This is a genomic window from Speluncibacter jeojiensis, assembly GCF_029589495.1.
Taxonomy (GTDB): Bacteria; Actinomycetota; Actinomycetes; order Mycobacteriales; family Mycobacteriaceae; genus Speluncibacter; species Speluncibacter jeojiensis.
Window position 1 is genome coordinate 352,904 of sequence record NZ_JAAIVF010000004.1, and the last position, 13,776, is coordinate 366,679.

The window sequence follows — 13,776 nt, forward strand, 5'->3', positions numbered from 1 at the left end:
TGCCGACGATCGAGGGTTTCCCGCCTCTGCGGGCGGCCTGGAAGACATGGCTCGACGCTACTTCCGAGCGCACCGGCGCGCGAGCGAACGCACCGTACGCCACGGCGCCCGCGCAGCGCACGAGTTTTCGATCTGTCCCGGTAGACTTTGGACTGACGAAGGGGAAATCAGCGTGAAGGATCTGGTCGACACCACGGAGATGTATCTCCGTACCGTGTACGAGCTCGAAGAAGAGGGCATTGTGCCGCTGCGCGCACGCATCGCGGAGCGTCTCGAGCAGAGCGGGCCGACCGTCAGCCAGACGGTGGCGCGGATGGAGCGCGACGGCCTGCTCGCGGTCGCCGGCGACCGCCACCTCGAGCTGACGGACAAGGGCCGCGGCCTGGCGATCGCGGTCATGCGCAAGCACCGCCTCGCCGAGCGCCTGTTGGTGGACGTCATCGGACTCCCCTGGGAGGACGTCCACGCCGAGGCCTGCCGATGGGAGCACGTCATGAGCGAGGAGGTCGAGCGGCGGCTCGTCGAGGTCCTCGAGAACCCGACGATCTCCCCGTACGGCAACCCGATCCCCGGACTGCCCGAGCTCGGACTCGACCGCAACGGCGACGGCTCCGGCGCGGGGCTGCTGATGCGGCTCAACGAGATCCCGAACGGCGAGCCCACCGCGGTGGTCGTGCGGCGTCTCGCCGAGCACGTCCAGGTCGACACCGAGCTGATCGCGAGCCTACGTGACGCCGGCGTGGTGCCCAGCGCGCGCGTGACGGTCGAGACCCGGCCCGGCTTCGCGACCATCACCGCCACCGGCCACCAGTCCTTCGACCTGCCCGAAGAGATGGCGCGCGCCGTCCAGGTCGAGCGCATCTGAGCGGGGAGTCCTCTGTGAGATTGCTGGTCACCGGCGGCGCCGGTTATGTCGGTTCGGCCTGTGCGCGGGTGCTGCTCGAGCGTGGCCACGAGGTCGTCGTCGTGGACGACCTGTCCACGGGCAACCGGGACGCGGTGCCGGATGCGGCCACCTTTGTCCAGGGCGATGTCGCCGAACTCGCCGGTGACGTCCTCGGCGGATCCGACCGGTTCGACGGCGTGCTGCATTTCGCGGCGCAATCTCTGGTCGGCGAGTCTGTCGTGAAGCCGGAGAAGTACTGGCAGGGCAACGTCGTCACGACGCTCACGCTGCTCGAGGCGATGCGCCGCACCGGCACCGGCCGGCTGGTCTTCTCGTCGACCGCCGCCACCTACGGTGAGCCCGAGCGGTTGCCGATCACCGAGGACATGCCGACCCGGCCGACGAACCCTTACGGCGCAACGAAACTCGCGATCGACCACGCCATCACCTCCTATGCGAACGCGCACGACCTGGCCGCGGTGAGCCTGCGCTACTTCAACGTCGCGGGCGCCTACCACGGCGCGGGCGAGAACCGGCTGGTCGAGACCCATCTGATCCCGCTGGTGCTGCAGGCCGCGCTCGGTCAGCGCCCGAACATCGCGGTGTTCGGCGACGACTGGCCCACCAAGGACGGCACCGCGGTGCGCGACTACATCCACGTGCTGGATCTGGCCGAGGCCCATCTGCTCGCGTTGTCTCATGCCCGTCCGGGATCGCACGACATCTACAACCTCGGCAGCGGTGAGGGTTTCACCGTGCGCGAGGTCATCTCCGCCTGCGAGCGCGTCACCGGCCGGACCATCCCGGTGGTCGACGCCCCACGCCGCGCCGGCGACCCTGCGGTGCTGGTGGCCTCGAGTGCCCGCGCGATCGACGAGCTCGGCTGGCGGCCCCAGCACACCGACCTCGACGAGATCGTTGCGGACGCATGGGCGTACCTGGTCGAGCTCGGCGACCGGTCACACGCCGCCGGCGTGCACTGACTCGGCCGCCGGGGGCAGCCTCACACCGAGCCGGCGCGCGCAGCCGAACGCGGTGTACGCGAGTTCCCGGATCCGCTCCGGCCGGATTCCGCGCTGCAGGGCGTCGTCGAGCAGCCCGGCCATGCGGTTGAGCGGGTCCGCCTCCAGTGCCGCGTCGAGCGCCACACCGGCGAAGGGACCGTCACCGCGCACGTAGGCGCCGAACGCGACCAGTGTCGCGGCCTCTGCTCGTTCGAAGTCCGGCAGCACGCGGGTGAGCGTGAGCCACAGGCGTTCCGCAGCATCGGCGTGGTCGCCCAGTGCGAGCGCGAAGAGGCAGTCGCGTACCGCCGGATTCGTCAGCGCCAATGCGATCTCGACGAGTTCCTCGGCGTCCAGTGACTCGGCGGATTCGTCGGCGATGCGGCCGAGCACGAACTCGAGTTCCTTCCGGGAGGCGCGCGGCCCGCCGAGTTCGCGGGCGAGGCGCACCCTGTCCCGGGCACGGTCGATCAACTCCGCCAATGCTTCTCGCCGCAGTTCGAGCCCCGGCGACAGCAGCTCCTCGAGTTCGCCGCGGTCCGACCGGATGACGCGGCCGCCGAACACGTGCGCGGCGGTCACCGGTGACGACGCCGGATCGGGCACGGCCCCACCGCGCGGGTCCCGGCCGAGGTCTGTCCACCGCTCCCCCGCGGCGATCCGCGGCACCTGGTGAGCTCCGCGCAGTTCGGTCCCGGCGCGTTCGAGCACCTCGGCGAGATCCGCCGCCAGCCACCGGTGCCGCCGGGCCGAACTCGACCGGTCACCACCCGCAAGCACTTCACCGTCGGCCTCGTCATCGATGACGAGCGCGATCGCCGCCTCGATCTCTTCGCGGGCGCAGAAGTCCGAGAACCTTTGCAGCACCGGCGTCATCGCGTGTCCGGACCCGTCGCCCGTCTCCTCGTCGGCCCAGCACAGATCATGTCGGAGCACCGCGTTCACGGTGTATTGCGGCCCGCCGACCAGGCAGACCAGCACGAGAGACCGGACCGGAAGGAATCCCAGCATCGCGGGGGTGGCGGCGATGAGCGCCCCGGGATCGTCGATGTGCAGCGGCTCGGGCTGCAGTTCCGAGGTGGGCGGGTTCGTCGAAGAAGTCATGTCCCCCACCCTCGCCCGCCGCACAGTCGTCCGGCGCGCCTGCCCGGCCATCTGTGGACAGCCCCGATGGTTGTGCACAACCTGCTCGGCGCGGTGCGCCGGCCGACGATCCGTCGGACCCGGGTGCTATCTGCTCAGCGGTGCAGATTCGCGACCGTCGCCGACAGCAACTCGCCGACCGCCTTGCGGTCGGGCTCGGCGCCCCGCTGCGACATGAAGGTGACCGTCACCCGCACGTCACCGACCTGCGCGAGATCGTTGAGCGTCGTCTGGGTCAGCTGCAGATTCTTCGGTCCGGACGTCGTCGTCTGTCCATAGGCGAAGGTGTCGTCGGCCCCGGGCGCGCTCGGCGTCGGCTCCGTCGTCCGGCGCACGGTGGCCTTCGCACCGAACTGAGTGGCGGTCATCTCGGTACACCGCGCGACCTGTTTCGACAGCGTCGTCAGCGGCTCGTCCACGCGGGTGAGCAGCACCGCGAGCACCGAACCGTCGCCCGTGTTCGTCGCGCTGGTCATCGCCAGGTCCGCCGGGTCGGTGGGGAGACGCGGCGGCTCGCAGTGCAACGGCGTCACGCGTGACCCGCCCGGAACCCCGGACAGGTCCGCGGCCGCCTCCCGCGCCTGGTCGTGCGGCAGCGGCGTCGCCGTGTAGCCCGCCGGGAAGCTCGCCGGCGCGGGCAGTGCCGAGTCCAGGTTCGTCACCGACGCCGCCGGCACGGTGTGCGCCGACGCGGGTATCGCCTGCCCGTCGACCGTCGACGAGCACCCCGCCACCAGCAGCACGGCCGCCCCCATCACACCCGCGAGCACCACGGATGCGCCTTCCCGGCTCCTGACCACGCTGTCCTCCGAACGTAAGTAGCCTGCGACGCCTCACATTGGCACATCCCACCCGCGATCGCGACGATCACCGCGCCGGTGCGTCCCCGACGGAATGCTGGCCGGCCGCGGTGCGTTGTAGCCGTCACAGGCCACCGAGCTCGGTGGAGCGCGTGAGGCCGACGTGAGCGTGAGCACGCGCGTAGTGGACACTGTTTCCGCAGCATTCATGCGGATCGATCAGAAGGAGGCCAGCCATGAGCGAGCACTCGCGCATGTACGAGTTGGAGTTCCCAGCCCCACAGCTGACCTCCGAGGACGGCAGCGGCCCGGTCCTCGTGCACGGCCTCGAGGGTTTCACCGACGCCGGCCACGCGGTCCGGTTGGCGACCGCGCACCTGCGTCAGTCGCTCGAGACCGAGCTGGTCGCCTCGTTCGCGGTCGACGAGCTGATCGACTACCGGTCGCGTCGCCCGATGATGACCTTCAAGCATGACCGGTTCACCGACTACGCGGCCCCCGAACTGAATCTGTACGCCGCCCGCGACAGCGCGGGCACGCCGTTCCTGCTGCTGGCGGGGATGGAGCCGGACCTGCGCTGGGAGCGGTTCACCACCGCCGTGCGCCTGCTGGCCGACGAGTTGGGCGTGCGCCGCACGGTCGGGCTCAACGCGATCCCGATGGCGGTGCCGCACACCCGGCCGCTGTCGGTGACCGCGCACGGCAGCGACTCGGAACTGCTGGGCGACCATCAGCGCTGGGACGGCGACCTCAAGGTCCCCGGCAGCGCCGCCGCGCTGCTCGAGCTGCGGATGACCCAGCACGGCCACGAGACGGTCGGATTCTCCGTGCACGTGCCGCACTACCTGTCGCAGGCCGACTATCCGGAGGCCGCGCAAAAGCTGCTCGAGTGCCTGAGCGAGAACACCGGCCTGGACCTGCCGCTGGCCGCGCTCGACGATGCGGCCGCCCGCATGCGCGAGCAGGTCGATCAGCAGATCAACGGCAACGACGAGGTCGAGTCGGTGGTGACCGCGCTCGAGGCACAGTACGACGCGTACGTCACCGCGCAGGAGCAGCAGTCCTCGCTCCTGGCCACCGCGGGCGATCTGCCCAGCGGCGACGAGCTGGGCGCGGAGTTCGAGAGGTTCCTGGCCGAACAGTCCGGCCACGATCTGCCCGGCGACGATCTGCCCGGCGACGATCAGGACGGCCCGGGCCACTAACCTGGACGAATGCTGCTGACCGATCTCCTGCCCCGCCCCGCCGACACCTCCGGGACACGGGCGCAGGAGGTCGACGAGGACGCGCTGTACGAGGCGTTCGTGACGTGGACGACCGAGCGCGGGGTGTCACTGTATCCCGCCCAGGACGAGGCGTTCCTGGAGATCGTCTCCGGCGCCAACGTCATCCTGGCCACCCCGACCGGTTCGGGGAAGTCGATGGTCGCGCTCGGTGCGCACTTCGTGGCGATGGCGCGCGGTCAGCGCAGTTTCTACACCGCGCCGATCAAGGCGCTGGTCAGCGAGAAGTTCTTCGCGCTGTGCGAAGTGTTCGGGGCGGACAACGTCGGCATGATGACCGGCGACGCGTCGGTGAACTCCTCGGCGCCGATCATCTGCGCGACCGCGGAGATCGTGGCGAACCTGGCGCTGCGCGAAGGGGCGGACTCGGACATCGGTCAGGTGGTGATGGACGAGTTCCACTACTACTCCGAGCCGGACCGCGGCTGGGCGTGGCAGGTGCCACTGATCGAACTGCCGCACGCTCAGTTCCTGCTGATGTCGGCGACGCTCGGCGACGTGGAGTTCTTCCGCGAGGACCTCACCCGCCGGACCGGGCGGCCGACTGCGCACGTGGCGGGTGCGGAACGTCCTGTGCCGCTGACCTATTCGTATGTGCTCACGCCGATTCAGGAGACCATCGAGGAGCTGGTGACCACCCACCAGGCCCCGGTGTACGTGGTGCACTTCACCCAGGCCGCGGCGCTCGAACGCGCGCAGGCGCTGACCAGCATCAACCTGTGCAGCAAAGACGAGAAGGCGGCGATCGCCGAGGCGATCGGCGGGTTCCGCTTCGCCACCGGATTCGGCAAGACGCTCTCACGACTGGTGCGCCACGGCATAGGCGTGCACCACGCCGGCATGCTGCCGAAGTACCGCCGACTGATCGAACGGCTCGCGCAGGACGGCCTGCTGAAAGTCATCTGCGGCACCGACACGCTCGGCGTCGGCATCAACGTGCCGATCCGCACCGTGCTGCTGACGGGGCTCTCCAAGTACGACGGCATCCGCACCCGGCACCTGCGCGCCCGCGAGTTCCATCAGATCGCGGGACGCGCGGGCCGCGCGGGCTTCGACACGATGGGCACCGTGGTCGTGCAGGCCCCCGAGCACGAGGTCGAGAACGCGCGCCTGCTGGCCAAGGCCGGCGACGACCCGAAGAAGCGCCGGAAGGTGGTGCGCAAGAAGGCACCCGAGGGGTTCGTCAACTGGAGCGAGCAGACCTACGAGCGCCTCGTCGCCGCCGATCCCGAGCCGCTCACGTCGCGATTCCGCGTGACCAACTCCATGCTGCTCAATGTCATTGCCCGCCCGGGCAACTGCTTCGACGCGATGCGGCACCTGCTCGAAGACAGTCACGAGACCCGTCCGCGGCAGCGCAAGCACATCCTGCGGGCGATCGAGCTGTATCGCGGGCTGCTCGATGCGCAGATCGTGCAGCGCCTCGACGAGCCCGACGCGGACGGCCGCTGGGCGACGCTCACCGTCGACCTGCAGCGCGACTTCGCCCTCAACCAGCCGCTGTCCCCGTTCGCGCTCGCCGCATTCGAGCTGCTCGACCGCGAGGCGCCCACCTATGCACTCGACGTGGTGTCGGTGGTCGAGTCGACGCTCGACGACCCGCGCCAGGTGCTGATGGCGCAGCAACACGCCGCCCGCGGTGAGGCGGTCGGGCAGATGAAGGCCGACGGCATCGAGTACGACGAGCGGATGGAGCTGCTCGAGGAGGTCACCTGGCCGAAGCCGTTGGAGGAGCTGCTCGTTCCCGCGTACGAGACGTATCGGTCCGGGCATCCGTGGGTCGGCGAGTTCGCGATGTCGCCGAAGTCGGTGGTGCGCGACATGGTCGAGCAGTCGATGACGTTCTCGGACCTGATCTCCCGTTACGGCCTGACCCGGTCGGAGGGCCTGGTGCTGCGGTATCTGGCCGACGCGTACCGCGCGCTGCGGCAGACGGTTCCGCCGGAGGCGCGCGACGAGGAGCTCGAGGATCTGACCGAGTGGCTCGGCGAGCTGATCCGCCAGGTCGACTCGTCGCTGCTCGATGAGTGGGAGCAGCTGGTCAATCCGGGTGACGCGCAGGAGGATGCGCAGGTCGCCTACGGTGCCGAGTCGGTGCGCGCGCTGTCGGCGAACCCGCGGGCGCTCAAGGTGATGGTCCGCAACGCGATGTTCAAGCGGGTGCAGCTGGCGGCACGCCGACGGTGGGCCGAGTTGGCCGCGCTCGACGACGGCCTCGATGCGCAGGACTGGGAAGAGCTGCTGGAGCTGTACTTCGACGAGTACGACGAGATCGGCACCGGCCCGGACGCCCGTGGCCCGCAACTGTTCTCGGTCTCCGAAGATGCGTCGGAGGACGGCGAGAAGGTGTGGCGGGTGCGCCAGACCCTCGCCGACCCGATGGGCGATCACGGCTGGGCGCTGATCGGCGAGGTCAACCTGGCCGAGACGGATGCCGCCGGCGAGGTCGTGTTCGACGAGTTCGAGGTCGTCGAGGGGTAGAGAATGGCAGAGGCCGCGGTCTGCTGCGCGGCCCTGGTACCGTCACCGGCGATCACGCAGTAACGGGGAGGTTGTCGTGGGGGGAAAGTCACTGAGGCTGAGCCGCGAGACAATTGACGAATGCGTCAAGGCCTGCGACGAGCTGATCGACGGGCTTAGGGTTCAACAGCACAAGGCCAGGTCGTTGCAGTATCTCAGCGGGTTCGGCTCGCTTGATTCAGCGCAGCAACTCAAAGCCGGGTTCGAACGAAAAGGACACGAGCTTTATGACCGTCTCGAGCAGTTCATCGAAGCCGCCACACGTATGCGGAACAACTTCGCTGCTGGCGGCGTGGGCTTTGAACAAATGGAACAGGAATTCAGTCAGGCCCTCCGCGGGATCGATAGGGAGATCAACCAATGAGAGTTCCATCCCTCATCGCTGCGGCCGGTCTGAGCCTCGTCCTAGGTGGATGCGCATCGAATTCAGTGGAAGCCGGGTCAGCGCCGAATACGTCGACGCCGGCCACCACACACTCGTCCGCCAGCACGCCTGCCGTAGCAGCGGAATCCCTCGATCCCTGTTCGGACTCGGTGCGTGACGCTCTGGTGAAGCTCGGCTATGACCCCACGTCCCGTCAGCGGCAGGAGCCCATTCACGGCGTTGAGCAGTCCGGGAAGGCTTACCTGGCGACGTCATGCATGTACCAGTCGGACCTGCACCTACTCACTGTCTCGTCGATGGGCCGCTCGCTGAAGGACCAGCAGCAGAACAATGCCGACACGAACGACTACACGCAGGTGCTGATCGCCGGTCGAAATGGAGTCATCGCCCGCGATCCTCGCGAGCCGGGCGGCTGTGCACTGTTCTTTCAGACGTCATACGGAGAGGTCATGCTGACCAGGTCGGATCGGGAGAAGGCGCTGGATCAAGGCCTGGAGGAGTGCACTGAGATCACGAACACTGCCGAAGCGATCGCGGCTGTCCTCCCTCCTGGCGCATGAACGGGCACCAAGTACAGAACGAAGAAGCAATCGTGGCAGGGATCGTCAGATCGGCGGCATGACGTCCACCCGCACAGTGGCGCACCAGTCGATCAGCCGGTCGAGATCCAGACCGGTCCCGAAGATCCGGCCAAATCCCGGGTCCTGCTCGAGGTCACCGGGCGCGACGCGGTCGCCGAACAGGACGTAGGCGCAGTCACTTTTGCAGCGCCGCGACATCCACGCCACCCCGTCGAACCCGGCGGATGCTAGGGGTCTTCGCAACACCTGATGGTTTAGACGGCGATCAGTAGATCACGCAGACGCTCGGCTGGAGTCTTCCAGCCGAGCGTTTTGCGTGGGCGGCCGTTGAGTCGTTGTGCGACCAGTTCCAGGTCGGTGGCGCTGTGGACTGAGAGGTCCGTGCCTTTCGGGAAGTACTGGCGCAGCAGCCCGTTGGTGTTCTCGTTGGAGCCGCGTTGCCATGGCGAGTGCGGATCGCAGAAGTAGACCGGCACGTTCGTGGCAACGGTGAACTGCTTGTGTCCGGCCATTTCGCATCCCTGGTCCCAGGTCAGTGAGCCACGCAGGTGCTTACAACGTGGGGACGGGCGGGGATTTCTCGGTTCACGCCGACGCAGGGCCTGCACATACGGCGTGCCACCGGACATCGTCACCAACGCACCGTCGCCGACATGGCCTGCGCGTAGATCATGCCAGGCCAGCATTGTCAGGACGTTCCCGCCCGCGGGGCACCGCGGGAAATAGCGCTCCAGCGACTCCATAATCTCTGCGTTGTGCGGCAACGGCAGTCGCCGCGCTCGCGCGAGTTGCGACAGCCGGCCGTGTGCCAACGTGTCACCGCCGTCAGCCGAACGCCTGACGCGCCAACCCACTTCCCCGACCGGCCCCCTCCGCGAACCCATATGTCCCCGCCGACAGCAACTCCCCCGCCGCATCGGCCAGTGCCGCATAGGCGTTGAAAGCGAAGGCCCCGCCGACGGACACTCGCCGCACCCCCAGTGCGGCGAGTTCCGCGACCGGCATCATGCCCGGGCGCACCAACACGCTGACCGGCACGTCGACGCTGCCGACGACCGCGGCGATCTGTTCGCGGGTGCGGATCCCCGGCGCGAACAGCACGTCGGCGCCGGACTGCTGGAACGACTGCAGTCGCGCGATGGTGTCGCGCAGATCGTCGATGCCGTGGATGTGGTTCTCCGCCCGGGCGGTGATCACCAGCGTGCCCGCGGCGGCTTCGACCGCGGCCGCCACCCGTTCCGCCGCGAGCGCCGCGTCGTAGATCGCGTCGCCGCTCCAGTCCTCCACCGACGCACCGGCGGCGCCGGTCGCCCGGGCGGCGCGGATCGTGTCCGCCACACCCTCGGGGGCGTCGGCGAAGCACCGTTCCAGATCTGCCGACACCGGCACGTCGACCGCCTCGGCGAGTTCCCGGACGTGGGTCAGCACCGTGTCCCGGTCGAGACCGCCATCCAGTTTGCCGCGCGCGGCGGCCGAGCCGCTGCTGGTCGTGGCGACCGCCCGGAACCCGAGGTGCGCGAGGATCTTCGCCGATCCGACGTCCCAGGCGTTGGGCATCATCAGGATCTCGGAGCCGTGGTGCAGGTCGCGGAGGTCGTCAACTGTCGCCATGGCTCGCAGGGTAATCCCGCGGCCCGACAGCTCACATGTAAAAGCTCAGGCGAACGGCTTGCCCGTGCGCGGCTTGCGGTTCGACTGCCCGCGCCGCGCCGCGTGCTGCTCGCGGACCCGCTTCTCCTCGCCGCGCACGTCCACCAGACTGGCCCGTTCGGCAACCAGCCAGTCCGGCTGGTCGGCCAGCAATTGCTCGATCTGCGCGGTCGTCAGGGCCTCGCTGACACCGCCGCGAGCCAATCCGGCGATCGACACGCCCAGCCGCTCGGCGACCACCGGGCGCGGGTGCGGCCCGTCGCTGCGCAGCGTCTGCAGCCACTGCGGCGGATTGGTGCGCAACTCGGCGAACTCCTCACGGGTGACGGCACCGGCCTGAAACTCGACGGGTGTGGCCTCGAGATAGATACCCAGCTTCTTGGCCGCCGTGGCGGGCTTCATGGCATGGGCGTTCGGCTGCGACGACATGGCCCCAGCCTATCGACCCGTTAGCCTGATGCCATGACCGAGCCAACCGGGCCGCGCACCTTTCGGCTCGCCTACGTGCCCGGCGTCACCCCCGCCAAGTGGGTACGCATCTGGGGCGAACGCGTCACCGACGTCCGACTCGAACTGGTCCCGACCGCAGCGCCCGGTTCCGACACCGTGCTGCGTGCCGGCGACGCCGACGCGGGACTGCTGCGGTTGCCGGTCGACCGCACCGGACTGAGCGTCATCCCGCTGTACGCCGAGACCCCGGTGGTCGTCGTCCCCAAGGACCATGTGTTCGCCGCGGTGGACGAGGTCGGCCTCGACGATCTGGCCGACGAGTTGGTGCTGCACCCGCTCGACGACCTGCTCGAATGGAACGTGCTGCCCGGCACCCCCGCAAAGGAGCGGCCCGCGACCACCGCCGACGCCGTCGAACTGGTCGCGGCCGGTGTGGGTGTCGTGATCGTGCCTCAGTCGCTCGCCCGACTGCACCACCGCCGCGACCTCACCTACCGACCCCTGCGGGGCGCACCGGAGTCGAACATCGGCCTTGCCTGGCTCGAGGACGCCACCACCGACGTCGTCGAGGAGTTCATCGGGATCGTGCGCGGGCGCACCGTCAACAGCTCACGCGGGCGCACCACCGCGCCCGCGGAGCCGGCCCGCAAACCCGCCAAGAAGCCCGCACCACAACGCGGCGGTGCATCCGGCAAGTCCGGCAAACCCGCCAAGCGCACCGCCCCGCCCGCGCGCGGCCGGCGCAAACGCCGCTGACCCAGACGCACATGGACACACGTCCATATTCGGGTCTACTGTGTCCCGGGTCTCACCCAGAATGTCCCGGCGGCGAAGGCACACCACGACCATGAGCAACATCACCTCCCCCGAGTCGGCGGCGCTGCCGCTGCCGCGCGCGGCCCGCGTGGCCACCGCGGTCGCGTTCGCCGCCCAAGGGTTCTTCCTGGCGGCGGTGCTCACGCAGCTCCCCCAGTTCAAGGACCGCTTCGGTTTCGGCGACTCCACGATCGTGGTCGCGGTCGTGCTGGTCTCACTGCTCGCCGGCGCCGGCAGCGTGCTGGCCGAGTTCGTCGCGGCCCGCACCTCGAGCAAGGCCACACTGATCGCGGGGCTGCTGGTCGTCGCCGCCACCGGAATCCTGATCGGCGTCGCCCCGACGACCGTCGTGTTCTTCGCGGGCATGATCGTCTACGGCGCCGGACTCGGCATGGTCGACGCGACAACCAACATGCAGGCCGTGAGTATCCAACATCGCTACGGACGCTCGATCCTGTCGTCCTTCCACGCCGTGTGGAGCGTCGGATCCATCGTCGGCGCACTGTGGGTGTCGCTGTGCTCGACGATCCACATCGGCCTGACCGCCTCCATCGTCGCGGCGGCGGTCGCGGTCGCCGTGGTCGCCGCGGCGGCCGGTCCGCGCCTGCTCACCCAGGCCGCCGGGGAGGCCGCGGCACAACAGCGGCAGGCCGCCGCACCGCTGACCATCCCGTGGCGCCCGTTCGTCGCGCTCGGCGTGGCGATGGCGCTGTTCTATGCGATCGACTTCAGCGTCGGCAACTGGTCGGCGCTGTACTTGAAGGAACTGCTGCTGGCCTCCGCCGGGACGGCCGCGCTCGCCCTGGCCGCCTATCAGGGCGCGGGGCTCGTCTCGCGGCTGACCGGCGACTACTGGGTGCGGCGCCACGGCGAGATCGCGGTCGTGCGCATCGGCGCGGCGATCGGCACAGTCGGGCTGCTGATCGTGGTGCTCGCGCAGAACCCCGCCATGGCGATCGCCGGCTTCCTCGTCGTCGGCCTCGGCGCACCGGTGGTCGCGCCGCTGTGCTTCAGCGCCGCCGGCCGGTTGGCGCCGCCGGACCAGACCGACGGCGTCATCGCGCGCCTGAACCTGTTCAACTACGCGGGCACCATCATCGGCGGCGGGATCGTCGGCGGCGTGGCGGCACTGTCGAACCTGCGGGTCGGATTCGCCATTCCGCTGGTGTTCGCGGCGGCGCTGATCGTGCTCGCGCGCGCGTTCCATCCGTCTGCCACGGCCCGGACGGAACAGGTCACGACCGCCGGCAACTGAGCGTTGTCCCTAATTCTGTGGCCCGGCCTTGGCCAGTACCTCGGCGAGTTCGCGGTACTCGTCGCCGCGGCCGCTCGAGCCGCGGTGGACCAGCCCGATGGTGCGGCCGGGAACCGGTTCGGCGAACCGCGCGGTCGCCAGCGCCCCGTGCGCGGTCTCGACCTCTATCGCCGACTCGGGCACCAGCGTCGCGCCCAATCCGCCTGCCACGCACTGGACCACGGTCGCGAGCGACGCCGCGCGGGTGTCGCCCATCACCGGCGTCGCGTCCACCGATCGGCACAGGTCGAGGGTCTGGTCGCGCAGGCAGTGCCCCTCGTCGAGCAGCAGCAGCGGCAGCCCGGAGAGCGCCGACGCGGGCACGTCGACCCGTCCCGCCAGTGGATCGCCCTCGGGCACGACGAGAACGAAATCCTCGTGGTACAGCGGGATCTCGACCACACCCGGCGCCTCCGACGGCAGCGCCAGCACCGCCACGTCGACCGCACCGGTCCGCAGCGACTCGAGCAGCCGCGCGGTCTGGTCCTCGATGATCCGCGGGCGCATCGCCGGGAACCTGTCCCGCAGCGCGGGCAGTGCGGCCGGCAACACATAGGGGGCGACCGTCGGGATCAGGCCGATGCGCACCGGGCCGGCCAGGTGCTCCCCCACACCCGCGGCGGCCGCCACGAATCCCTCGGCGGCCTCGAGCGTGCGCATCGCCTGCGGCAGCAACTGCGCGCCCTCGCTGGTGACCATCACACGCCGCGTGCTGCGTTCGACCAGTCGGACACCGAGGCCCGCCTCGAGCGCGGCGAGCCCCTGCGACAGTGTCGGCTGGCTCACCCCCAAATGCGCTGCCGCAGTGCCGAAGTGCCGGTGCTCCGCGACCGCCACAAAGGCGCGCAACTGGGCCAACGTGGGCTGATAGATTTGATCCGACATGCCTATAAGTCTACCGGAAGCAACAGGCTTTACCTTTTGGTGAAATTCGGGCACAATTGGTGACAGCGAGTTGCCGACA

At 69.4% G+C, this 13,776-nt stretch carries 14 protein-coding genes and 1 pseudogene; 8 read left to right on the top strand and 7 right to left on the bottom strand.

Annotated elements, in window-relative coordinates:
- The first annotated feature begins 172 nt into the window (after window positions 1-172).
- Together G4X40_RS14960 and galE are read left to right on the top strand one after the other, a co-directional pair.
- Window positions 173-865 (top strand): metal-dependent transcriptional regulator, encoded by a 693-nt coding sequence (locus tag G4X40_RS14960; RefSeq protein ID WP_277833548.1) that lies wholly within the window; start codon window positions 173-175, stop codon window positions 863-865.
- Between the two features lie 14 nt (window positions 866-879).
- Window positions 880-1,869 (top strand): UDP-glucose 4-epimerase GalE, encoded by a 990-nt coding sequence (gene galE, locus G4X40_RS14965; RefSeq protein ID WP_277833549.1) that lies wholly within the window; start codon window positions 880-882, stop codon window positions 1,867-1,869.
- Here galE and G4X40_RS14970 read toward each other — a convergent pair.
- Both G4X40_RS14970 and G4X40_RS14975 read right to left on the bottom strand, forming a co-directional pair.
- The gene (locus G4X40_RS14970; RefSeq protein ID WP_277833550.1) at window positions 1,846-2,994 is read right to left on the bottom strand and encodes a DUF4192 domain-containing protein; all 1,149 of its coding nucleotides are present in this window, start codon (window positions 2,992-2,994) and stop codon (window positions 1,846-1,848) included. The two genes, galE and G4X40_RS14970, sit on opposite strands and share 24 nt — an antisense overlap.
- Before the next feature lie 134 nt (window positions 2,995-3,128).
- Window positions 3,129-3,806 carry a sensor domain-containing protein gene (locus tag G4X40_RS14975; RefSeq protein ID WP_277833551.1) on the bottom strand — a complete coding sequence of 226 codons (678 nt, stop codon included), beginning with the start codon at window positions 3,804-3,806 and terminating at the stop codon, window positions 3,129-3,131.
- Window positions 3,807-4,069: 263 nt separating this feature from the next.
- On the opposite strand from G4X40_RS14975, the gene G4X40_RS14980 reads away from it, so the two are divergent.
- From G4X40_RS14980 to G4X40_RS14995, 4 genes are all read left to right on the top strand, one after another.
- Window positions 4,070-5,038 (top strand): proteasome assembly chaperone family protein, encoded by a 969-nt coding sequence (locus tag G4X40_RS14980; protein WP_277833553.1) that lies wholly within the window; start codon window positions 4,070-4,072, stop codon window positions 5,036-5,038.
- Window positions 5,039-5,047: 9 nt separating this feature from the next.
- Window positions 5,048-7,597 carry a DEAD/DEAH box helicase gene (locus G4X40_RS14985; protein ID WP_277833554.1) on the top strand — a complete coding sequence of 850 codons (2,550 nt, stop codon included), beginning with the start codon at window positions 5,048-5,050 and terminating at the stop codon, window positions 7,595-7,597.
- Between the two features lie 76 nt (window positions 7,598-7,673).
- On the top strand, window positions 7,674-8,000 hold the full coding sequence (locus G4X40_RS14990) for a hypothetical protein (protein ID WP_277833556.1): 327 nt from the start codon (window positions 7,674-7,676) through the stop codon (window positions 7,998-8,000).
- On the top strand, window positions 7,997-8,581 hold the full coding sequence (locus G4X40_RS14995) for a DUF3558 family protein (protein ID WP_277833558.1): 585 nt from the start codon (window positions 7,997-7,999) through the stop codon (window positions 8,579-8,581). The genes G4X40_RS14990 and G4X40_RS14995 overlap by 4 nt, the downstream gene beginning before the upstream one ends.
- A 45-nt stretch (window positions 8,582-8,626) precedes the next feature.
- On the opposite strand, the gene G4X40_RS15000 is transcribed toward G4X40_RS14995, so the two are convergent.
- From G4X40_RS15000 to G4X40_RS15015, 4 genes and pseudogenes are all read right to left on the bottom strand, one after another.
- Window positions 8,627-8,800, bottom strand: a complete 174-nt coding sequence (locus G4X40_RS15000) for a hypothetical protein (RefSeq protein ID WP_277833559.1) — start codon at window positions 8,798-8,800, stop codon at window positions 8,627-8,629.
- A 56-nt stretch (window positions 8,801-8,856) separates the two neighbouring features.
- Window positions 8,857-9,156 (bottom strand): annotated as a pseudogene (locus G4X40_RS15005) (IS30 family transposase); the annotation flags it as partial.
- Between the two features lie 271 nt (window positions 9,157-9,427).
- The gene (locus tag G4X40_RS15010; protein ID WP_277833561.1) at window positions 9,428-10,213 is read right to left on the bottom strand and encodes an isocitrate lyase/PEP mutase family protein; all 786 of its coding nucleotides are present in this window, start codon (window positions 10,211-10,213) and stop codon (window positions 9,428-9,430) included.
- 45 nt (window positions 10,214-10,258) lie between these two features.
- A complete protein-coding gene (locus tag G4X40_RS15015; RefSeq protein WP_277833562.1) occupies window positions 10,259-10,681 on the bottom strand; it encodes a DUF5997 family protein in 423 nt (140 codons plus the stop codon).
- Between the two features lie 33 nt (window positions 10,682-10,714).
- Between G4X40_RS15015 and G4X40_RS15020 the strand changes: the two genes are divergently transcribed.
- Entirely contained in the window at window positions 10,715-11,458 is a 744-nt protein-coding gene (locus tag G4X40_RS15020; RefSeq protein ID WP_277833564.1) for a LysR substrate-binding domain-containing protein, read from the top strand.
- Window positions 11,459-11,549: 91 nt separating this feature from the next.
- Window positions 11,550-12,773: an MFS transporter gene (locus G4X40_RS15025; protein WP_277833565.1), complete on the top strand. Its 1,224-nt coding sequence runs from the start codon at window positions 11,550-11,552 to the stop codon at window positions 12,771-12,773.
- Window positions 12,774-12,782: 9 nt separating this feature from the next.
- On the opposite strand, the gene G4X40_RS15030 is transcribed toward G4X40_RS15025, so the two are convergent.
- The gene (locus tag G4X40_RS15030; protein ID WP_277833566.1) at window positions 12,783-13,697 is read right to left on the bottom strand and encodes a hydrogen peroxide-inducible genes activator; all 915 of its coding nucleotides are present in this window, start codon (window positions 13,695-13,697) and stop codon (window positions 12,783-12,785) included.
- Between the last annotated feature and the right edge of the window lie 79 nt (window positions 13,698-13,776).